This window comes from Microbacterium sp. MMO-20 (assembly GCF_037147735.1).
GTDB lineage: Bacteria > Actinomycetota > Actinomycetes > Actinomycetales > Microbacteriaceae > Microbacterium.
Genome location: NZ_JBBCUU010000002.1, coordinates 226,742 through 247,199, shown reverse-complemented (window position 1 = coordinate 247,199; position 20,458 = coordinate 226,742). Strand labels below are relative to the sequence as shown.

The 20,458-nt window shown below is 70.1% G+C and carries 17 protein-coding genes; 5 read left to right on the top strand and 12 right to left on the bottom strand.

What is annotated here, in order from left to right:
- Positions 1-71: 71 nt before the first annotated feature.
- From WFI52_RS04750 to WFI52_RS04725, 6 genes are all read right to left on the bottom strand, one after another.
- Positions 72-1,763: an LpqB family beta-propeller domain-containing protein gene (locus WFI52_RS04750; protein WP_336625871.1), complete on the bottom strand. Its 1,692-nt coding sequence runs from the start codon at positions 1,761-1,763 to the stop codon at positions 72-74.
- Complete coding sequence (gene mtrB, locus WFI52_RS04745; RefSeq protein ID WP_336625872.1) at positions 1,760-3,442, bottom strand: MtrAB system histidine kinase MtrB; 1,683 nt, start codon at positions 3,440-3,442, stop codon at positions 1,760-1,762. The genes WFI52_RS04750 and mtrB overlap by 4 nt, the downstream gene beginning before the upstream one ends.
- 10 nt (positions 3,443-3,452) lie before the next feature.
- On the bottom strand, positions 3,453-4,133 hold the full coding sequence (gene mtrA / locus WFI52_RS04740; protein ID WP_336625873.1) for an MtrAB system response regulator MtrA: 681 nt from the start codon (positions 4,131-4,133) through the stop codon (positions 3,453-3,455).
- 195 nt (positions 4,134-4,328) lie between these two features.
- Entirely contained in the window at positions 4,329-4,976 is a 648-nt protein-coding gene (locus WFI52_RS04735; protein ID WP_336625874.1) for an MIP/aquaporin family protein, read from the bottom strand.
- A gap of 115 nt (positions 4,977-5,091) precedes the next feature.
- The gene (ahcY, locus tag WFI52_RS04730; RefSeq protein WP_336625875.1) at positions 5,092-6,549 is read right to left on the bottom strand and encodes an adenosylhomocysteinase; all 1,458 of its coding nucleotides are present in this window, start codon (positions 6,547-6,549) and stop codon (positions 5,092-5,094) included.
- Between the two features lie 39 nt (positions 6,550-6,588).
- Positions 6,589-6,795, bottom strand: coding sequence for a DUF3499 family protein (locus WFI52_RS04725; RefSeq protein ID WP_336625876.1), 207 nt, complete (start codon positions 6,793-6,795; stop codon positions 6,589-6,591).
- A 74-nt stretch (positions 6,796-6,869) separates the two neighbouring features.
- Here WFI52_RS04725 and WFI52_RS04720 point away from each other — a divergent pair, with 74 nt between their 5' ends.
- Positions 6,870-7,304 (top strand): metallopeptidase family protein, encoded by a 435-nt coding sequence (locus tag WFI52_RS04720; protein WP_336625877.1) that lies wholly within the window; start codon positions 6,870-6,872, stop codon positions 7,302-7,304.
- Positions 7,305-7,332: 28 nt separating this feature from the next.
- On the opposite strand, the gene WFI52_RS04715 is transcribed toward WFI52_RS04720, so the two are convergent.
- The 4 genes from WFI52_RS04715 to manA all read right to left on the bottom strand — a co-directional run bounded on the left by WFI52_RS04715 (position 7,333) and on the right by manA (position 13,450).
- Positions 7,333-8,733 carry a DUF5719 family protein gene (locus WFI52_RS04715; RefSeq protein ID WP_336625878.1) on the bottom strand — a complete coding sequence of 467 codons (1,401 nt, stop codon included), beginning with the start codon at positions 8,731-8,733 and terminating at the stop codon, positions 7,333-7,335.
- Positions 8,733-11,636 (bottom strand): glycosyltransferase family 2 protein, encoded by a 2,904-nt coding sequence (locus WFI52_RS04710; RefSeq protein WP_336625879.1) that lies wholly within the window; start codon positions 11,634-11,636, stop codon positions 8,733-8,735. The genes WFI52_RS04715 and WFI52_RS04710 overlap by 1 nt, the downstream gene beginning before the upstream one ends.
- A gap of 81 nt (positions 11,637-11,717) precedes the next feature.
- Positions 11,718-12,035, bottom strand: coding sequence for a WhiB family transcriptional regulator (locus WFI52_RS04705; protein ID WP_336625880.1), 318 nt, complete (start codon positions 12,033-12,035; stop codon positions 11,718-11,720).
- A gap of 170 nt (positions 12,036-12,205) precedes the next feature.
- Complete coding sequence (manA, locus tag WFI52_RS04700) at positions 12,206-13,450, bottom strand: mannose-6-phosphate isomerase, class I (RefSeq protein ID WP_336625881.1); 1,245 nt, start codon at positions 13,448-13,450, stop codon at positions 12,206-12,208.
- A gap of 41 nt (positions 13,451-13,491) precedes the next feature.
- Between manA and WFI52_RS04695 the strand changes: the two genes are divergently transcribed.
- From WFI52_RS04695 to WFI52_RS04680, 4 genes are read left to right on the top strand one after another with little or no spacing between them, the layout of a single operon-like run.
- A complete protein-coding gene (locus WFI52_RS04695) occupies positions 13,492-14,889 on the top strand; it encodes an O-antigen ligase family protein (RefSeq protein ID WP_336625882.1) in 1,398 nt (465 codons plus the stop codon).
- A complete protein-coding gene (locus tag WFI52_RS04690) occupies positions 14,886-16,241 on the top strand; it encodes an O-antigen ligase family protein (RefSeq protein ID WP_336625883.1) in 1,356 nt (451 codons plus the stop codon). The genes WFI52_RS04695 and WFI52_RS04690 overlap by 4 nt, the downstream gene beginning before the upstream one ends.
- Positions 16,242-16,253: 12 nt before the next feature.
- The gene (locus WFI52_RS04685; protein ID WP_336625884.1) at positions 16,254-17,273 is read left to right on the top strand and encodes a glycosyltransferase; all 1,020 of its coding nucleotides are present in this window, start codon (positions 16,254-16,256) and stop codon (positions 17,271-17,273) included.
- A gap of 40 nt (positions 17,274-17,313) precedes the next feature.
- The gene (locus tag WFI52_RS04680) at positions 17,314-19,239 is read left to right on the top strand and encodes a glycosyltransferase (RefSeq protein WP_336625885.1); all 1,926 of its coding nucleotides are present in this window, start codon (positions 17,314-17,316) and stop codon (positions 19,237-19,239) included.
- On the opposite strand, the gene WFI52_RS04675 is transcribed toward WFI52_RS04680, so the two are convergent.
- Both WFI52_RS04675 and WFI52_RS04670 read right to left on the bottom strand, forming a co-directional pair.
- On the bottom strand, positions 19,224-19,967 hold the full coding sequence (locus WFI52_RS04675) for an ABC transporter ATP-binding protein (RefSeq protein WP_336625886.1): 744 nt from the start codon (positions 19,965-19,967) through the stop codon (positions 19,224-19,226). The two genes, WFI52_RS04680 and WFI52_RS04675, sit on opposite strands and share 16 nt — an antisense overlap.
- Positions 19,964-20,392 carry an NUDIX hydrolase gene (locus WFI52_RS04670; RefSeq protein ID WP_336625887.1) on the bottom strand — a complete coding sequence of 143 codons (429 nt, stop codon included), beginning with the start codon at positions 20,390-20,392 and terminating at the stop codon, positions 19,964-19,966. Before WFI52_RS04670 ends, WFI52_RS04675 begins: the two co-directional genes overlap by 4 nt.
- Positions 20,393-20,458: the final 66 nt, after the last annotated feature.

Below are 20,458 nucleotides of genomic sequence, written 5' to 3'. Positions count from 1 at the left end.
CCGCGCGGCATCCACGTGGGGAGTACGCGGAGTGCTTCTGTGGAGACGCATTCTGCCCCTGTGGACAGGGATCAGCGCGGCGCGCCCTGCTGCACCGCGAGCACGAGGATTCCGGACGCCAGCTGCTGCCAGTTCGATCCGCGCGGAGCGTAGAGCTCACCGGCCGTATCGCGCACGCGGATCCCGCCCGACTGCACGCCGCCCGCGACCGTTGTCACATTCGTCACGACGCGTTGTGACGCGGAGGAGAAACCTCCGACTTCCTGCGTGAACAGGCGGGCGTCACCCTGCACGGTCGTGGTGAGTGCGAGGTCGTTCGATCCGGTCCAGGTGAGGGCCGTCGACGGACCGGGCAGGATCGCGAGCACCTTCTTCTCGCCCAATCCCGTCGGCGCCTGTGCGCGGTCGCGAAGAATTCCCGCGACCCACAGCGCGTAGCGGTCGCCATCCCGCACGACCGCGGCCAGCCGCGTACCGTCACGCGAGACGCGCTGGGCGAGGATCTGCGACGCACCCGGCCACGCGGAGGCGATCGCGACCTGAGCGGCATCCGGGCCGTAGGCGATCACCGCGCCAGGAGAGGACTGCGGCACCGACCAGACGTACCCCGCGGGGTCGATGGAGGGCGGCAGCAGCCCGGGCCGCAGATCGACCCGGTCGGCGCCGTCGGCGTCGACGCGCAGGACGGTGCCGTTGGCATCCCGCACGGCGGCGAGCGTGTGATCGGCGTCGACTTCGATGTCGGTCGCCTCGAGCGCCAGGATCGACTTCGACAGGCCAGGGATCTCGACGACCGCGCCGCCCGCGAGGAAACCGAAGTCGTCGGCGGTGCGCACGAGCGGGTTGGTGTCGACTCGTGTGGGACGCGGGGTGAGCGCCTCGGCGGTGAGCACCTGACCGTCGACGAGCATGTCGACCTGATCGACGCGCGCCTGTGTCAGGGACGCCTCGAGCTGCGTCTGCATACGGTCCAGCGTCGTGCGGTCGAGGCTGCGGGCGCCTTCCTGCAGCGAGACGGCGGCGACCCCCAGTTGCTGCGGCACCGACAGCGTCGCGAGGCGCGCCGCGTCGGTGAACGCCGTCGCGACCGCGCCCGCGAGCCACGGGCTCGGGCCCCCGTTGACGAGTTCCGCGGCGATGCGGGTCGCGGCATACTGCCGCGGGAACCAGCGCTCGTCTGGAACGAGGTAGGTCCACGTCGGGTCGAAGAACTGCAGCGAGTACGAGCCGAAGACCGTGACGAAGCGGTTGCGGTCGAGGATGATCCCCTGAGGCGCCTGCGTGATGCGCCACTGGCCGTCGGCCTGCTGGGCGAGCTGGAAGGTGAGCTCGAGCGCCGTGCCCTCCCCCGTCGCCGACATCTCCCCCGTCGCGTCGACGTAAGCCGACGGGGTCAGGGAGAGGACGAACTCGTCCTCCGCCGTCTCAGTGAGGGCGCGCTCGCCCGGGTCGTAGACGGCGACGCCTTCGCGTGGATCCCACTCCGAGGAGAACTCCGGTGCGAGGTACAGGTGCGCGATAGCCCAGTTATCGCGCGGACCCGATCCCGCCGCGATGAAGCCCTCGACGATCTGCTGCGGCGTGGCGTCCTTCGCCGGAGCGTCGGGAAGGAAGACGAGGTCACCGGCCGAGGAGTCGTCGGCGATGGGCTGCCCCGCATTGACGGGGCCCGATGTCGGCAGCGCCCCGCACGCGGTGAGCGTCACCGCGACGGCGGCTGCTGCGAGCGCGGCGACGGCCGCGCGGATTCCGACACGGATCATGACGTCCCCTTCACTCGTCCGGGTGGCACCGCGATCGGCTGCGTGAGTCCGAGGTCGTCGAGCGGTGCGCCGTCGTCGCCTGGATCGATGGGGATCGGGGATGCCGCGCCGACCGGCTGCCCGTGTCTCGGCAGCGTCAGCACGAAGTTCGTGCCGCGCCCGGGCTCGGACCACACGGCGAGCGTCCCGCCGTGCAGCCGCGCGTCGCCGAGCGCGATCGACAGGCCGAGCCCGGTTCCGCCGATTGTGCGCTTGCGCGAAGGATCGGCCCGCCAGAACCGGTCGAACACTCGCGCACTGTCGTCCGCCGTCATGCCGAGGCCGAAATCACGGACACCCAGCGCGACGGCGTTCTGATCGCTGTCGACCGAGACGACGATGGGCCGCCCTTCTCCGTGCTCGATCGCATTGCCGAGAAGATTGCGGACGATGCGGCGCACCCGGCGCGGGTCCATGTCCACGGGGGAATATCCGCCCGGGGCGACGAGGCGCACGTCCGTACCGTGCTGATCGGCAAGCTGCTGCATCGACGCGATGACATCCTCTGCGAGGTGGGCAAGGCTCGTGGGCTCGTTCTCGAGCTGCACCGACCCTGCGTCGTACCGGCTGATCTCGAGGAGATCGGTGAGGAGCACTTCGAACCGCTGCACCTGAGCGTGCAGAAGCTCCGCCGCGCGCGCCGTGGTCGGATCGAAGTTCTCACGCTGGTCGTTCAGCATGTCGCTCGCGAGCCGGATGGTCGTCAGCGGTGTCCGCAGCTCGTGGGAGACGTCGGAGACGAAGCGCTGCTGCACGAGGGATAGCTCGGCGAGCTCCTTGATCTGCGACTCGATCGAATCGGCCATGGCGTTGAAGGACCGTCCGAGGGTCGCGAACTCGTCGTCGCCGCGCACCGGCAGCCGCACGCCCAGGTCCCCCGCCGCGAGCGTCGCACTCGTTTCGGCGGCCTGGGCGATGGGCACGGTGATCGTGCGCAACACGAACCACGAGATCGCGCCGATCAGGAGGATCAGCGCTCCTCCCACGAGCCACAGCGTCACCTGGACGAAGCGCAGCGTCGCCGCTTCCGGCGCGAGGTCGTAGGCGAAGTAGAACTCGTAGGCGCCGACCTCGGGGAAGATGAGCTGCTGTCCGATGACGACTCCTGGCGCCGTTCCCTGCGCTGTCGGCAACGCGATCGACTGCCACCATCGCTGCTCGGCATCGCGCTGCACCATCGTGCGCATGCCGGGCGTGATCATGTCGGCTTCCAGGCCGCCCTTGTTGAAGTCCTGCGGCGCGAGCGCGGACGGTTCGTTCGACACGCGGTAAGCCGCAATCATGTCGGTGCCCGATTGCCGCGTGAGAGAGGTCAGCACCGCCGACATGAGCGCCTCGAGCGCCGCCGAATCTCCGTCCACCTGCGCGGCCCCGAGAGTGTCCTGCGCGGTCGCGGTCGCCCGCCCGACGGCCGCCTGCACCTGGTTGACACGCGACTCGAAGAGATCGTTCTGGATCGCGAGTGCCATCGTCACGAACCCGCCGATGATCGCGAAGGCCGTGAGTCCCAGCGTGATCACAAGGGTGCGGAAACGCAGCGAGCTGCGCCACAGCTGCGTCACCCGGCGTGGCCACGCACGCCAGTCCCGCCAGCCCGCCGAGACCGGCACGGCCGCCGCGACCGACGCGGTCGATGCCACGGTGCGCGCCTCAGACCACCGCGCCGGCGCGATAGCCGACGCCCCGAACGGTCATGACGATCTTGGGGTTGTCGGGGTCGATCTCGACCTTGGCGCGCAGCCGCTGCACGTGCACATTCACGAGCCGCGTGTCCGCTTTGTAGTGGTAGCCCCAGACCTGCTCGAGCAGCATCTCGCGCGAGAAGACCTGCTGCGGCTTGGACGCGAGGGCCACCAACAGCTCGAACTCGAGCGGGGTGAGCGCGATCGCGGCATCGCCCCGACGCACTTCGTGCGCGGCGACATCCACGACGACGTCGCCCACCCGCAGCGTCTCGCTCTCCGTCACCGCGCCCGGGCGCAGCCGCGTGCGGATGCGTGCGACGAGCTCCTTGGGGTTGAACGGCTTCACGATGTAGTCGTCTGCGCCCGATTCGAGCCCGCGGACGACGTCGGCGGTGTCGGTCCGCGCCGTCAGCATGATGATCGGCACCCCCGATTCGGCGCGGATACGGGTGCAGATCTCGATGCCGTCCAGCCCGGGCAGCATGAGGTCCAGGAGCACGAGATCGGGCTTCTCCGAGCGCCAGGCGTCGACAGCCACGGCTCCGTCGGCGCAGAACACCGGCTCGAAGCCTTCTGTGCGCAGCACGATGCCGATCATCTCAGCGAGCGCGGTGTCATCGTCGACGACCAGGATGCGAGAGGTCATAGGGGCGGATACGTCCTTCGGAAGACCGGGGCGCGGCCGGATCGGGTCCGGGCGCCGGGCGCCCGTGCGGACGCAGCTCTACAGTATCGGACGCTCCTGTGACTGCGCCGGAGATGCGTGGTGTCGGCGCCTCGAGACACGGAACGGGGCGGATGCCGCAGCACCCGCCCCGTCGTCGACTGGTTGCCGACCCGATCAGCCCTCGAGCGCCGGGAGCCGGTCGTCGCTGTTGAGCGCGCGGAAGACGAGCGCGGCGACGGCACCGCCCACGAGCGGCGCGAGCAGGTACAGCCAGTAGGCCGCGAAGTCGAACGCACCCGTGATGGACAGGCCGAGCGCGACGGCCGGGTTGAACCCGCCGCCGGAGACGCCGCCCACCGCGACGGCGCCGACGAACACCGTCGAGCCGATCGCGAGTCCGTAGAACGAGTTGTTGACGTTCGCCTTGCTCGTGGCGACGTTCAGCACGACGTAGACGAGGACGAATGTCCAGAGCGCCTCGACCAGGAAGGCAGGGCCGACCTCGATCGCCACCGGCGCGTCGGCAGCCGGCCACAGCACGAAGCTGAGCAGCGCCGCGAGCGCACCGGCGATGAGCTGCACGACCACGTAGGTCGCGAACGTGACGGCGGAGATCGCGCCGCGGATCCAGGCACCCAGCGAGACCGCCGGGTTCAGGTGCGCACCGGAGATGTGACCGGTCGCGAAGACCATCACCATCAGCGCGAAGCCGATGGCGAGGGGGGTCAGTGCGCTGCCGCTGTTCACGGCACCGATGATCGCGAACACGAAGATGAAGGTGCCGACGAACTCGGCAAGCGCATTGCGCAGAAGACCGCTCATGAAGTTCTCTCTCCTCAGAAGACGCCGGGGGGACCGGCATCCGTGAACTTACTGCACCCTCAGCGCATTCCCAGGAACGTGTCCGGGTGATTTCACGAATCGTTGATCGGACGCATCAGTAACGGTAGTGATCGAGCTTGTACGGCCCGTCGACGGGAACTCCGATGTAGGCGGCCTGCTCCGCCGTCAGCGCCGTCAGACGCACGCCCAGGGCATCGAGGTGCAGGCGGGCGACCTTCTCGTCGAGAATCTTCGGCAGCACGTACACGCCGACCGGATACTCTGCCGAGTTCGTGTACAGCTCGAGCTGGGCGAGCACCTGATTGGTGAACGAAGCACTCATGACGAAAGAGGGGTGCCCGGTCGCGTTGCCGAGGTTCAGCAGGCGGCCCTCGGAGAGCACGAGGATGCTCGTGCCGCCAGGCATCCGGTATTCGTGCACCTGCGGCTTGATCTCGACCTTGTCGACGCCGGGCAGCGCCTCGAGACCGGCGATGTCGATCTCGTCGTCGAAGTGCCCGATGTTGCCGACGATCGCGAGGTGCTTGAGCGCCCGCAGATTCTCGGTGGTGACGACCCGCGTGTTGCCGGTGCCCGTGATGAGGATGTCGACTTCTCCCGCGACGTCGTCGAGGCGTGCGACCTGGAAGCCGTCCATTGCGGCCTGGAGTGCGCAGATCGGGTCGATCTCGCCGATGATGACGCGTGCGCCCTGACCGCGCAGCGCCTCCGCGGCCCCCTTGCCGACGTCGCCGTACCCGACGACGAACGCGACCTTGCCGCCGATGAGGACGTCGGTGGCGCGGTTGATGCCGTCGGGCAGCGAATGGCGGATGCCGTACTTGTTGTCGAACTTCGACTTCGTCACCGAGTCGTTGACGTTGATCGCGGGGAAGAGGAGCTTCCCGGCGGCGTCCAGCTCGTACAGCCGGTGCACGCCCGTCGTCGTCTCCTCCGTCACTCCGAGGATGCCCGCCGCCATGCGCGTGAACCGCTGCGGATCGCGCGCGAGTGAGGCGCGCAGGGTGTCCAGCACGATCCGGTATTCGGCGCTGTCGCGGTCTGTGGGCTCGGGCACGGCGCCGACGGCCTCGAACTCGACGCCCTTGTGGACGAGCAGGGTTGCGTCGCCGCCATCGTCGAGGATGAGGTTCGGTCCGTCGAAGCCCTCGGCCGACCAGTCGAAGATGCGGTCGGCGAGCTGCCAGTACTCCTCGAGCGTCTCGCCCTTGAAGGCGAAGACCGGGATGCCGCGGGGCTCGTCGGGCGTGCCGTCGGGGCCCACCGCGACCGCCGCGGCCGCCTCGTCCTGCGTCGAGAAGATGTTGCAGGACGCCCACCGCACCTGTGCGCCCAGCGCGACGAGCGTTTCGATGAGCACAGCCGTCTGCACCGTCATGTGCAACGAGCCGGCGATGCGGGCGCCGGCGAGCGGCTGCGCCGGACCGTACTCCTCCCGCAGCGCCATGAGACCGGGCATCTCGTTCTCGGCGAGGCGCAGCTGGTGACGGCCCGCCGCGGCGAGGTTCAGGTCGGCGACGACGAAGTCGCGGGCGGTGGCGGTGTGCGGCATCCCGTCATTGTCGCACTTGGCCACGGTGCATCAGGGCGCTCAGACGCGCAGCGTCTCGTGGCGGACGACCATCCACCCCTTCGGCACCGACAGACGATCGGTGTGCACACGGCAGAGGTCGTGCGCGTGCGGGTCGCCCGCGGCTCCCAAGGGGCCGAGCGCCGCCATCTGGTCACCGTAGTCGTAGGTGAGGGTCGTCACCGCTTCGCGGGCGCAGCCCACCTTCGAGCACAGTCTGGTTCGCATCGATCTCACGGTAGTCGCGGCGCGAGCGCGAGCGGTGGATGCCGCGCCGACGGAGGCCGACCTAGACTTGACTCATGGTGAGGCGACGCGCGGCGACGACGTCGGTGCGCCGTCCCGCTCGACACGGACGGCACGGACGGCAGGATCGGAGCCCCGTCGTGCGCCCACCGCTCCTGCCGCTGGAGACGCGCGAGGAGCGATTCGACTTCGCCGTCGGCTCGGCGGCGGAGTTCCTCCGCAGTGCCTGGCCGGAACTGCGCGACGTGAGCTTCGAGGTGGGTGCGATGCCGGCGGCATCCGATGACGACGGCATCCCGCGCTGGAGCATCCATCCCGACCAACAGCGCATCGTGCTCTATCGTCTGCCGATCGAGCGCCTGTCGCACCTGCACCGCGAGGACGATCTGCACCGGCGGATGATGATCGAAGGCGCGGTCTTCCGCGCGGCGGCCGAGTACCTCGACCGCGACCCCTGGGACCTCGGCCCCGAGCGCTTCCGCTACTTCTGAGCCGGGACCCCGACCGACGCGAGGCGCGTCAGCGCGGATAGACCTCGATCGCGGCGGCAGCGGCATCCCCCGCCGCGATCGGATACCCCGCCACGGCTCCCGCACCGGAATAGGCGACCGAGGCGCGCACGCTGCCGGTCGGGGTGACGCGGTAGACGGTGCCGCCCTCGACCGGCACTCGGACTGTTCGCCCCTCGGGAACAGTGATCTGCTGCGCGTCGCTCCCGTCGAGACGCTCGATCGTGACGGTCGCTCCTCCCGCGGCCGCGCCGACGAGCGACAACTGCGGCGACGGTCCCTCCGCGACCGCCGCGAGCGTGGCGGAGCTGAGCACCTCCGTCGGTGTGAAGACGCCGAAGTCGCTGCCCGCGCCGAACCCCGTCGTCGTCCACACGGCGCCCGTGACGGGCGTCGTCGCCGTGATCGACACCGTGTAGGTGCCGACGGCGAGGCTGCCGAGGTCGAGCGTCAGCGGGATTCCCGCGAGGAGCGGAAGGGTCTGGGTGGATGCCACGGCCCCGCCGTCGCCCGTCACCGTCACCGTGGCCTCGCCCGCAGCGGCGGGAGCGAGGAGGTACAGGCTCGTCGGCGTGTTGCTCGCACCGGGGTCCCCCGGCGGCACAGTGACGGGGACGGCGGGGATGACGAGGTCGGTCGTCGGCGCACCGAGCGCGGCGATCTGATCGACGCCGCCCGGGTTGAGCACGCGCGTGAGCGTCGCCTGCAGCGACGCCCGAACGGGCGCCTGCGCGGAGGTGACGCGAACAACGGGATTCTCCTCGCCGAGCGCGATGGCGGCGAGCGGGATGACCCGCTGCGTCCGCGCCGGGACGACGATGTTCTTCCCGGCCGCCGGCGTCTGCGCGCCCGTCGCGCCGTAGACCGCGAGCGTCACCTGGGCGGCGACATCGCCGGGATTGGCGAGCACGACGAGGTCGCCGGCGCCCGTCGTCCCCGACCCGCCCACGAGCCACGACTCCATGGAGGGACGCGTGCAGGCCTCGGCGGCGAATCCGGTGAGATCGGACGCCGCGACCTGCGCTGATCCCGCGACTGCGAGGTCGGCGGGGTCGGATGATGACGCGGGTGGCGTCGCCGTCTCGACGGCGGGCCCCCCTCCCCCGCTGACATCGGCGGGGGTGAGGAGCGTGTCCGCGAGATCGGCGCCCGCTGTCGCCCCGACGGTGATCTGCTGCGGGGCGCCATCGCCGAGGAGCGATGCCTGCGTGGCATCGCGTCCTGCGGCGAGCAGAGGGCCGCTGCACACGGCGACGGCCGGCGCTGCGGGGGGCTGGGCCTGCACGCGGATCGGGTCGTGCGTGCGCCCGGGCAGTGGGGCGAAGACGGCGGCTCCGGCGCCGACGACGACGGCCGCGGCGAGGACTGCTCCACCGGTGATCTGCGCCGCACGCGCGGGACTCAGACGCATCAGCTCTCCCCCGCATCGTCTCGGTCCGTCGTCGTGGCGGTGGTCGCGTCGGTGACGCGACGCGCCGGCTGACGCGGCGGGCGCGGCGAGCGCCGGGTCCGTCTCGACCTTCCCACGACCCGCGGGCGACGGCGTGCTTCCTCCAGCGATCGCCGCGTCGGTAGCGCCAACAGGAGCGCAGCGATCACGACTCCCGCCTGCACGAGCGCGGTGCGCCACGCGTCACCCGCGTGCGCGTCGGGGCGGTCAGCGACCGTGCCCGTGATCCGCCACAGCTTTCCCTTCGCCGTCTCCCCGACGACTTCGAGATCGGCGCGCTGATCGAGGGCGGTCTCGGCGACGAGACGGAACGCGCGCGCGGCATCCGAGTCGGCGCCGTCCCCGAGCACGACGAAGGCGATGCCGTGCGCCGCGAGGTCGGCCACCGCCGACCCGTCGGGGTCGGCGACGAGCGCGGCGACGAGAGCCGCGGTGCGTTCGTCACCGGCGTCCGGGGCCGAACGAGCCGTGCGGAGAGTGGTCTGGCCGCCGAGAGAGGCCGTCTCGCCCCACACGACGTCGGCGACCACCGCGCCGTCGGCGGTCGGGGCCATGACGAAGGTCGCCGTCGACAGTCCGCCGCGTCCCTCCGCCTCGACGTACGCGGGGAGGGTGCTCGTCGTGCCTTCGGTGATCGCGGCGGCGCCGCGCAGCGGAGCCGTCAGCGCGGGCACGGCGCTCAGCGCGAGCGTGGCCATCGTGATGACGGCGAGCGTCCCGCGCACGCGCGCGCCGGCGCGCTCCGCACCGGGGATCGCGTCGAGGGCGAGCGCCGCTGCGCACAGCGCCGCGATCCAGGTCAGGCTGAGCGCCGCGCCGGGGAAGAGCGTCACGGCATCCGGACCGTCGGATGCCACGGCCACCCCGATCGCGGCGGCGGCGGTCCCGAGTCCCGTGAGGGCCGTGATCGCGAGCACGAGGGCGGGGATCGAGCGGCCGAGCACGAGTCCGGCGAGGCCGAGCACGAGCACCGGCGCGACGAGGAGCGGCGTCCAGGCCGCGACGACGCCCGGGAGGAAAGCACCCCACCCGTCGGCGCTGGACACATCCCCGGTCACGCCGCCGGGGAACCCGAGCGCGAGCAGCGCTCGCCGCGCGACATCGGTGCCCGCGGGGTCGGCGAGCGGGACGCCCGGGTCGGCCACCAGCGCCCAGGGCTCCCCCGCGCTCAGGCGTGTCCAGACGAGCGGCGCGAACACGACGATCGTCGGCACGACGAGCCAGATGACCCGCGCGAGCCCGCGACCGCGCAGAACCGTCGCCGTGAGGATCACGCCGACGACGAAGACGATCGCGAACGCCGGCGCGAGCGACGGCGCACACGCGATCACGATGGCGGCGAGGATCGAGGCGACTCCCGACGTGCTCCAGGATCGGTGGGCGACGGATGCCGCCCACACGAGCCACGGCAGCACGAGGTGCGCGACCACGACGGCCGGCCGACCCGTGACCAGTGCGCCCAGCAGGCTGGGCGCGAGCGCCCACCCCACCGCGACGACGGCGCGCACGATCGCGCGGTCACTGAACCGCGTCGCGGCGAACCAGCCGCCGAGGGCCGCGAGCGGCAGCGCGAGCACCCACAGCACGACGAGCGCGCGGGAGGGGGCTGCCGGCGACAGCGTGCCGATGAGCGCCACAACGGCGCTGAACGGGTCTGCGGGACCGGTCGTGTCCCAGCCGAGCGGGCGCGCTCCGGATGCGGCATCCGCCCAGAGCCCCGCGACCGTTCCGCGCAGGGGCGCGAGCGCGCCGCCGCCGAGAACGGGCCACGCGAGCAGCGACACGAACGAGACGACGGAGACGACGAGCGCGCCGAGCACGATCCACGCACCGCCACCGCTGAAGAAGTGCAGCTCGCCGCGTCCCGCCCCGACGGGCAGATCGTCGTCGAGCCGGTGACGCAGCTGCGACGCGGTGACGCGGAGCGGCGCGATCTGCGCCCACGACGCGGCGCGGTGGCTCCGGATGCTGCGGCGCGTGCGCGCCACGGCAGCGGGGCGCACCATCGCGGTGGCCGCGGCACCCCACTCGGGCAGGATCTGCCCCGGACGCTTGCCGAGGAGAGCCGCGAGAGAGCGCAGCAGAGCGAGCGGCAGCAGCGTCAGCCAGTGCAGCGGCACGAGCGGCGCGGCGGCGTAGGAGAGCCGACGATGCAGTTGCGCCGTGCGAGCCGCGTACGCCGTGCGTAGCGGCGCCACCGGCCGGGCGGAGACGGCGACGACCGCGCCGGGTGCGAGTGCGACGCGGCCGCCGCGCAGACGCGCGCGCACGCCCAGGTCGAGCCCCTCATCCGCTCCCGCGAGAGCGCGGTCGACGCCCCCGAGGGCGGTCCACGCGTCGGCGCGCACGAGAATGCCGCGCACGTCCGCGCCGAGCACGTCCTCCGACCCGTCGTACTGACCCTGGTCATGCTCGCCGTCGGCGAGTCCCACGGTGCGACCCAGGTTCGTCATCGACACCCCGAACGAGACGATGCGGTCGCGCTCATCGGAGCGCACGAGCTTGGGGGCGGCGAACGCGACCGACGGCGCGGCCTCGAGCGCCCCGGCGAGGCGGGTGAGCGCGTCGGGATCGGGGACGGTGTCGTGGGTCAGCACCCAGACCGCGTCGCCTTCGAGCCGGTGCGACCCGAGCGCGAGCGCATCGGCGAAGCTCGTGCGACGGTCGGCTCCGATCACGCCTTCGGCGTCGGAGGCGCGGGCGACATCCTGGACCGCGGCATCCGTCTCGCAGAGGACGATCGTCAGCGTATCCACCGGGCGCGACTGAGCGCGGAGCGCCGTGAGCGTCCGCTGCAGGCGAATGTCCGCGGCCTCGCGCCCGTCGGGGCGCACGACCAGCAGCGCGTGGACTCGGGAGGGCATGACCAGGTCAGCCTAAATCGGGGTGCACGCCCCCGAGGCCCGCCACGCCGCCGGGCCCCATTCGCACGCCGTCGATCGAGATCAGGCGCGACGCTTGAGCTTGCGGCGCTCGCGCTCGCTGAGACCGCCCCAGATGCCGAAGCGTTCATCATTCTGCAGCGCGTACTCGAGGCACTGGTCGCGCACGTCGCACGACGTGCAGATGCGCTTGGCATCCCGCGTCGAGCCGCCCTTCTCCGGGAAGAAGGCTTCCGGATCCGTCTGCGCGCACAGGGCGTCGGCCTGCCACGCGAGCGCGGTCTCCTCCTCGACGGGAGCCGGGCGCCTCACGCCCGGAACACCCAGGTTCACCGGATCGACGAACCAGTTCTCGGGAACCCCGGAACGGTAACCCGTCATAGTCGTTCTCCCCACTGATTCCCCTCACGCCGGTCCGCGTGTTGAGAATAATTACACCGCTGTCATTCGCTGGGGTCAAGTCGCAGATCGTAAACCCTCAAGGCATGATCGAACCTTCAGTGCACGCTCATCGGCGTGTCGCACTGTCCCCCTCGCCTCCTGGAGGGCTGTCAGCGGCGGCCGGGCTGGGCGACGAAGGCCTCGCCGCGACCCTCGAAGCGCGCTCGCTGCGCGCCGCCGCCGACGTAGACCGCGTCGCCGGGCCGCAGTGCGACCGCGCCGTCGGTGCCGGTGTGATCGGACACGCGGACGGCGCCGCGCGTCGCGAGGATGATCGCGGGTCCGTGCAGATCGACCGCGACGGCGTCGTCCGCGAGCTCCACACGAGTGAGCGCGAAGTCGGGGACGCCGGCGTCGTAGGTCACGGCGTGGTCGCCGTCCGCCGCGGGCTCGACGATCGGTGCGGGCCCGGGTTCGACGTCCACGATCCGCAGGAGCTCCGGGACGTCGACGTGCTTGGGCGTGAGTCCGCCGCGCAGGACGTTGTCGCTCGCCGCCATGAGCTCGACTCCGAGCCCCGACTGGTAGGCGTGGAGCACGCCGGCGGGGGCGAACAGGGCGTCACCACGCCGGAGCACGACGAGGTTCATGAGGAGCGCGACGTAGAGGCCGCGGTCCCCCGGAAAGTCGGATGCCGCGGCCCGCAGCACCGCGATCTCGTCTGCAAATGCGCCCCGCTCTGCCGCGTCCGCCGCCGCGGCGTCCAGGGCCGCGGCGAGCTGTGCGACGTCGTCGGGTGTCGCCTCGGAGAGCGCCCATGCGAGGGCCGCGCGGAGCACCTGCTCGTCACCTCGTCCGTCGCCGCCGGAGAGAAGCGTGTCGAGGCGATCGAGCGCTCCCCCGCTGCGCGGCGCCCCCAGTGCACCCGATGCGCCCGACAGCAGCGCGAGCAGCTGCCGCGTCTGCGCGACGGGCCGGAGGCCGACGAGCGCGCGGAACTCGTCGCTCAGCGCAACGATGATCTCGGGCTTGTGGTTGTCGTCGCGGTAGAGCCGGTCGTCGGCGTCGCGGGCGACACCGACGGCCTCCTCCCGCGCGAATCCGGCTTCGGCTTCGGTCTTCGTCGGATGCGCCTGGATCGACAGCGACGACCCCGCCGCGAGGAGTTTCAGGAGGAACGGCAGCGGCGGCTCGCCGAGGGCCGCGAGCGCGGCATCCAGCGTCTGCCCGACCACACCACCGGGTAGGCCAGGCTGCACCCCGTCACCCGTCACCCGTGACGGGCTGCCGGGATGGTCGCCGTACCAGATCTCCGCTTCGGGCTCGCCGGTCGGCTCGCGCCCGACGAGGGCGGGGATGAGGTCCGGAGACCCCCACGAATACGCGCGCGGGACGTTGGAGATCGGCAGGAGCATGCCCTCAGCCTAGGACGCCTGCACGGTAGCCTGATCTGACCATGGCCGTGCACACGAATCACCCCGTCGCGGCACCGCCGCACGCCCCTGTGCGCGAGACGACGGGACACCTTCTCCTGCGCGGCTGGTGCATCTTCGTCATCGCCAGTGCCCTCGCCGGCACCGCGTGGCTGATGGCGTTCGGCACGTTCGTCTCGGGTGTCGTCGCGGTCGTGACGGGCGTCGTCTCGGTCGTCCTGTGGTTCGCCCTCCGTCCCGGCGTGCAGTGGCGTCGACTCCCCTGGTACGCCCTGCTCTACGTCGCCTGGGCCCTCGCGTCGCTCATCTGGACGGCCTACCCCGAAGCCACGGCGCTCACGCTGCTGCTCCTGCTCACGACGACGGTCCAGGCGATGTTCGTCGGCTCCGTGCTGACGTGGCGCGAGCTCGTGCGGGCGATCGCGTCGGCGCTGAAGTGGGTGCTCGCGCTTTCGATCCTCTTCGAGCTGTGGGTGTCGGTCTTCTGGGGCGGGCCGATCCTGCCCGAGTTCGGCCGCCCCGAAGCCGGAGTGAAGTACGACCCGATCGTCTACTGGTCGCGGGACAACCTGTTCGACGGCGGACGCATCCAGGGCATCTTCGGGAATGCGAACCCGCTCGCCTATGTCGCGCTTCTCGGCATGATCGTCTTCGCCGTGCGGTTCGCCTCCCGGGCACCGCGTCGACTGCTCCTCGCAGGGTGGTTCCTCCTCTCGGCGTACCTGTTCGTCCGTGCGGGCTCCGCGACGGCCACGCTCGCCGCCGGCGCCGTCGCGGTCGTGCTCGTCACGGTCCTGCTCATGCGCACGACGCGGCGCCCGGGTGAGCGCACGCGGTACTACATCGCGTACGCGATCGTCGCGTTGGGCGGACTGACGGCGCTGTGGCTCGCACGCGACGTCCTGTTCTCGGTGCTCGGCCGGTCGTCGGACCTCACCGGGCGGGAGGGGATCTGGACCCTCGTCTGGGAGAAGGCGATCCAGCATCCGGTCATCGGCTGGGGCTTCTCCACGCCCTGGGTGCCGACGGATCCGCACTTCGACGGCTGGATCATCGATCACGGGCAGACCGTCATGCAGGCGCACAACATGTGGCTGGACGTGTTCTTCCAGCTCGGGGCGATCGGGCTGCTGTTCATCGTCGTGACGATGCTGGCGTTCGTCTGGCGGTCGTGGTTCTTCGCGGTCGACCGGCCGCGCTGGGACCTCGTCGCAGACCGCCCGTACTCGCCGATCACGCTCATCCCGACGCTGGTCGGAGCGATCCTGCTCGTGCAGGGGCTCGCCGAGTCGGGTCCCCTGCTCGGCTGGGGCTGGTTCTTCGTCGTGATGCTGGCCTTCAAGATCAAGCAGGCACCGCTCGTAGGGCGGGGCGCGAGCGAGCAGCGGCTCGCCGGCGAGCAGGGCGAGACGCCCCGATGACCCCGGATGCCGCGGGCTCCGCCACTCCGGGGCACCCGGCTCCACGCGGCATCCCCGCGCTTCTGAACTCGGCGGACTTCGCGCGTGCTTACACCCTGGCGGTCTTCGCCGCGCTGGTCGGCGCGCACTTCCTTTCGCGCGTCGCGGGCGTCGTGACGCTGCGCACCATCATCGCCGCGCTGTGCGCGATCGGACTCGGCATCCTCGTGGTGCGGCGCGCCGAGGTGTCGCTGCTGCGCCTCGTCCCGACGACACTCGTGCTGCTGGTCCTCTGGGCGTTCGCGAGCATCTTCTGGAGCACCGATCCGTTCGGGAGCTTCGCCCGGTGGACGGCGATGCTCGCGGTCGCCGTGCTCGCGATCGTCATCGGGCACATCCGAGACACGCTGCAGACGGTGCGAGCGCTCGGCGACGTGCTGCGCGGAGCGCTCGGCCTCTCGCTCGCCCTGGAGGTCCTCAGCGGTGTGATCATCGACACCCCGCTGCGGTTCCTCGGCATCCAGGGCAACCTCGCGCAGTTCGGGCCGATCCAGGGGATCTTCGGCACGCGCAACATGCTCGGGTTCATCGCCGTCGTCGCGATCATCACCTTCGCGGTGGAGATGCGGGCGCACTCGGTGCGGCCCGGGCTGTCGGTGTTCTCCCTGTCGCTCGCGACGGCGCTGGCGCTGCTGTCGGCGTCGCCGACGGTGCTCGCGCTCGCTGTCGTCGTCGGGGCGGCGACGGGCGCGTTGGCCCTCGTGCGGGCGGTGCGACCGGAGCGACGGGTGCGCGTGCAGTGGGCGCTCGCCGCGCTCGTCGCCGTCGTCGGCGTCGTGCTCTCCACGCAGCGCACGCGCATCATCGACGCGCTCGGAGCGACCGACGATCTCTCGATGCGAGCGAACCTGTGGGCACTCGCGCGGTACTTCACGGGGCGTCAGCCTGTGCAGGGCTGGGGGTGGTTCGGCTCATGGGACGTCGCTGAGCAGCCGTTCGCGACGATCAACCAGCTGCTCGCGCAGCATCACTCGACGGCGTTGAACGCGTACGTCGACATCCAGGTGCAGCTCGGCTGGGCGGGTCTGCTGCTGCTGTGCGCACTGGGCGGCACAGCGCTCGTACGCTCGTGGCTCGATGCGAGCCAGCGGCGGTCGGTCGTGTACGCGTGGACGCCGCTCATGCTGATCGCCCTCGCGGTGACGAGCGCGTTCGAGTCGGTGGCGCTGTTCGGGGTGGGGTGGCTGCTGCTCGTCGTGTGCGCCGTGCGTGCCGGGCAGTCCCGCGGGTGGCGCGAGCGACTGGGTGCCGGCGCACCGTCGCAGGCGCCGAGCGGCACCGGCGGGACGGTCGCGTCGCTGCCGCCGGGGTAGAATCTCCTGGTCATGACGCTCCCCACTTCTCCGCGCCCCGCTTCGGGTGATGCGCCCGGCGACGCACCCTCCGCCGCGCCGTTCGACCCCGCGAGCGCGACGATCGCGGTCGTCACGTTCAACCGTTCGGCGCTGCTCACGCGCCTCCTCGACTCGATCACGGCGATGGATCCGAAGCCGGGTCATCTCGTGATCGTCGACAACGCGTCGACGGATGACACGACGGATGTCGTCGAGTCCTACCGTGACATCATCGGCACCGAGCTCGTCTACCGCCGCCTCGACTCGAATACGGGCGGTTCGGGCGGGTTCAGCGAGGGCATGCGCATCGCGTACGAGCTCGGCTCCACCTGGATCTGGGTGATGGACGACGACGTCGAAGTGATCGCCGATGGTTTGGCCCGTATGGGCGCCTGGGCTCCCCGGTTCAAGTCGATCCAGGGGCGGCGCTACGACTTCGACGGCAGCGAGTTCTACTGGCAGTACCGGATCTCCGAGCCCCTCGGCATCCCGATCCCCTTCGCCCCCAGCGGGTTCGACGCGTCGGGCTACAAGGAGATGAATTCCGGCTGCTTCGAGGGCATGTTCATCCACCGCGACATCGTCGGGCGGATCGGTTTGCCCGACCCGCGCTTCTTCATCTACTGGGACGACCAGACCTACGGCTGGCTCGCGTCGCGCGTGACGACGTCGGTCATCGTGAACGAGTTCGTCCTGCGCCGCACACGTGAGATCAAGCAGTGGGACATGGGCATCCGCCACATGAACGCGTCGAGCGATGCCTACCGCTACTACATCATGCGCAATCGCGCGATCATCAAGCGCTACTACCGGGCGCTCGGCGTCTACAACCCGGTCGCGTTCGGTCTCGGCACGGCGCTCACCTTCGGCAAGGAGATCATCCGGCTGCTCCTCGTCGAGCGGAAGATCAGCGGCACATCGCACCTGTTCCGCGGCCTGAGTGACGGGCGCAAGATCGCGCGCGACCGCGATTGGCGGCCGATGCCGCCGCTCGTGGATGCCGCGGTCTGATTTCCATCCACCTCGTCCCCACCCATTTGGAGCACCCCACATGGCGCACCTTCTTCAGAAGACCGTTCTTCCCCTCGACCGCGACCCCGACATCCTTCCGCTGTACGTGGACCCAGAGACCTGGTCGACGATCGATGAGGAGGCCGTGCGGGTGTCGAACCGAGCACACCTCGGCAACATCTTGGGGCGCGAGCGCGCACGCATCCTGACGGGTCGACGTGTGTCTTTCGGGACGTACTTCAACGCGTTCCCTGCGTCGTACTGGCAGCACTGGACATCGGTGCGCAGCGTTCAGCTGCGTGTGCGCACCGAGGGAACGGCGACGATCCTCGTGTACCGCTCCAACGGCGCCGGCATTCGTCAGCGGCTCGAGACACGTGAGGTCGAGGGCGTGAGTGAGGCCGTCTTCGACGTCGCGCTGAACCAGTACAGCGACGGAGGGTGGGTGTGGTTCGACGTGGTTGCAGACGACCACGCGGCGATGTTCACCGGCGCCGAGTGGACGACGACGGACGAGCCAGCGCGCACCGGTAAGGCGTCGATCGGGATCACGACCTACAACAAGCCCGACTATTGCGTGGAGACGCTGGGGCATCTGGCCGACGCCGAGGATGTGCGCGAACTCGTCGATCGCATCTTCGTGGTCGATCAAGGGACGCAGTTGGTGTCGGAGCGGCCAGAGTTTCCGGAGTTGCAGGACCGGCTGGGCGAACAGTTGGAGATCCTGCGGCAGCCGAATCTCGGCGGATCGGGAGGGTTCGCTCGGGCGATGTCCGAGACGCTCGCACGTCCGGAGAGCGACTTCGTCCAGCTCCTCGACGACGACGTGCGCATCGAGCCGGAATCGATTCGCCGCTCGATCATGTTCGCGCGGTTCGCCTGCACTCCGATGCTCGTCGGCGGCCACATGTTCGACCTCCTCGATCGCCCGAAACTGCACGCGTGGGCAGAAGTCGTCGACGATGCCCCCTTCATGTGGCGCAATCTCTTCCAGGAGAAGATGCCGCACGATTTCGGAGCCCAGAACCTGCGGCAGTCCCCGATTCTGCACATGCGGATGGACGCCGACTACAACGGATGGTGGATGTGCCTCATCCCCCTCTCGGCGATCCGCGAGGTGGGGCTGTCGCTACCCGCTTTCATCAAGTGGGATGACGCGGAGTTCTGCTTGCGCGCGGGCGAGGCGGGCTTCCCGACCGTTTCGATGCCAGGCGTCGCGCTGTGGCATGTGTCGTGGCTGGGCAAGGACGACGCCATCGACTGGCAGGCATATTTCCACGCGCGCAACCGCCTCGTGGCGGCTCTCTTGCATTCGCGTTCGGATCGCGGCGGTACGCTGCTGCGTCACAGTCGTCGGGTAGATCTCAAGCACCTGATGATGATGCAGTACTACCCCGTCGCACTCCGCGCCCGCGCCATGCGCGACGTGCTGTCCGGCCCCGCACACATGTGGGCAAACCTCGCGACCGCGATGCCTGCCGCCCGCGAGTTGGCCGCATCCTTCCCGGAGACGGTCGTCCACAAGGACAGCGATGGAGTGCTGCGTTCACGCAAGGGCCGCCAGGTCTACCAGCGACTCAAGCGGAATGTCTTCGACAGCCCTACCGGATTCCGGCTGCGCTGGTTCACACTCTCCACGTTGGCGTCCCACTGGATGCATGCACCGCGCTCAGAGAATGTGAAGGAACCTGAGGTCGAATTCGGCAAGGGCGATGCAAACTGGTGGCGACTTCCGCTCTACGACAGTGCGCTCGTGAGCGCTGCGGACGGATCGGGAAAGAACATCTACACGCGCGACCGGGCGAAGTTCCGGCAGATGCTCACCGAGACCGTCACGCTCCACTGGCGACTGCGACGCAATTGGGCGCGACTGTCGCGCGAGTATCGTGATGCGCTCGGTTCGCTGACATCGCACGAATCCTGGTTGGACTACCTCGGCAAAGCCGACGATCAGCGCGACGCGTAGTCGGAGTTGTACGCCGCGAGGACGTCGCCGATCGGGGCATCCAGCTTCAGCGCGCCCTTATCGAGGTAGAGACCGCGCGTGCAGAAGCGGCGCAGGTCCTTCTCGTTGTGGCTGACGAAGAAGAGCGTGCGGCCTTCGGCGAGCAGCTCGTCGATGCGGCGGTAGCACTTCTCGCGGAACGCCTTGTCTCCCACCGCGAGAACTTCATCGACGAGGAGCGTGGGCTCGTCGAGCTGCGAGACGACGGCGAAGGCGAGGCGCACCTTCATGCCGCTGGAGAGGTGCTTGTAAGGGGTGTCGACGAAGTTCTCGATCTCGGCGAAGGCGATGATGTCGTCGAATCGGCGGGCGACTTCGGCCTTGGACATGCCGTGAAGCCCAGCCGTCAGGCGGACGTTCTCGCGCACCGTGAGGTCGCCGACGAAGCCACCGGTGATCTCGATGAGGGGGGCCACTCCCCCGTGCACCGTCACGGAGCCCTCATCGGGGAGCAGGACGCCCGCGACGAGCTTGAGGAGCGTGGACTTGCCCTGGCCGTTGCGGCCCACGACGCCGATCGCCTCGCCCCGTCGCACGTCGAACGACACGTTCCGGAGGGCCCAGAACTCGCCCGGGCGCGCACGTCGGGCGGAGCCCCCGAAGAGGTCCTTGAGGCTGCGCCGGCCGCGTCGACTGCGTCGGAAGTGCACGCCGAGGTCGGCCACGCGGATCGCGATCGAGCCGGTCATTTGCTCTCCGAGCCGTACGCTGCCCACAATGCGAACGCGGCGAGGCTATGCGCATCTCGAATCTCGCCCGACCGAATCAGCCCGTGGATGTCACCCGCCGCTGTCCACCGGACCGCGGCGACTTCTCCGTCTGTAGGAGAATCCGGAGCGTTCGTCGTCGCGCAACGAACGACCCCGACGCACTGCGGGTAGACAGCGGTATCGGTGACGTATTCGCCGAGGAGAACCGGCTCGCGAGCCGACTTTCCCGTCTCTTCGAACAATTCGCGAAGGGCGGCTTCAACGTAGGTGTTGATACCTTCGTGCACCTCTTCGGGTTCTGCCCATCCGCGAGGAAGCTCCCAGAACCACTGCTCAGCGGCGGGCCGGAACGAGCGAACCAGCAGAATCTGCTCCTGTCCACCGTCGCGACGCGTGGCGATCACAACCGCTCCACGCCCGGTGCCCGTGATCAGCCGAAACCACCGCTTGGGCGTTGCACCTTCCCGTGG

Bases quoted from the DNA above. Each gene is read 5' to 3' on its own strand.
- WFI52_RS04695 (WP_336625882.1), top strand. From the start codon at position 13,492: ATGGCCGTGCACACGAATCACCCCGTCGCGGCACCGCCGCACGCCCCT.
- WFI52_RS04705 (WP_336625880.1), bottom strand. From the start codon at position 12,035: ATGACGGGTTACCGTTCCGGGGTTCCCGAGAACTGGTTCGTCGATCCG.
- mtrA (WP_336625873.1), bottom strand. From the start codon at position 4,133: ATGACCTCTCGCATCCTGGTCGTCGACGATGACACCGCGCTCGCTGAG.
- WFI52_RS04720 (WP_336625877.1), top strand. From the start codon at position 6,870: ATGGTGAGGCGACGCGCGGCGACGACGTCGGTGCGCCGTCCCGCTCGA.
- WFI52_RS04675 (WP_336625886.1), bottom strand. From the start codon at position 19,967: ATGACCGGCTCGATCGCGATCCGCGTGGCCGACCTCGGCGTGCACTTC.
- WFI52_RS04680 (WP_336625885.1), top strand. From the start codon at position 17,314: ATGGCGCACCTTCTTCAGAAGACCGTTCTTCCCCTCGACCGCGACCCC.
- WFI52_RS04715 (WP_336625878.1), bottom strand. From the start codon at position 8,733: ATGCGTCTGAGTCCCGCGCGTGCGGCGCAGATCACCGGTGGAGCAGTC.
- manA (WP_336625881.1), bottom strand. From the start codon at position 13,450: ATGCTCCTGCCGATCTCCAACGTCCCGCGCGCGTATTCGTGGGGGTCT.
- ahcY (WP_336625875.1), bottom strand. From the start codon at position 6,549: ATGCCGCACACCGCCACCGCCCGCGACTTCGTCGTCGCCGACCTGAAC.
- WFI52_RS04750 (WP_336625871.1), bottom strand. From the start codon at position 1,763: ATGATCCGTGTCGGAATCCGCGCGGCCGTCGCCGCGCTCGCAGCAGCC.
- WFI52_RS04725 (WP_336625876.1), bottom strand. From the start codon at position 6,795: ATGCGAACCAGACTGTGCTCGAAGGTGGGCTGCGCCCGCGAAGCGGTG.
- WFI52_RS04685 (WP_336625884.1), top strand. From the start codon at position 16,254: ATGACGCTCCCCACTTCTCCGCGCCCCGCTTCGGGTGATGCGCCCGGC.
- WFI52_RS04710 (WP_336625879.1), bottom strand. From the start codon at position 11,636: ATGCCCTCCCGAGTCCACGCGCTGCTGGTCGTGCGCCCCGACGGGCGC.
- WFI52_RS04735 (WP_336625874.1), bottom strand. From the start codon at position 4,976: ATGAGCGGTCTTCTGCGCAATGCGCTTGCCGAGTTCGTCGGCACCTTC.
- WFI52_RS04690 (WP_336625883.1), top strand. From the start codon at position 14,886: ATGACCCCGGATGCCGCGGGCTCCGCCACTCCGGGGCACCCGGCTCCA.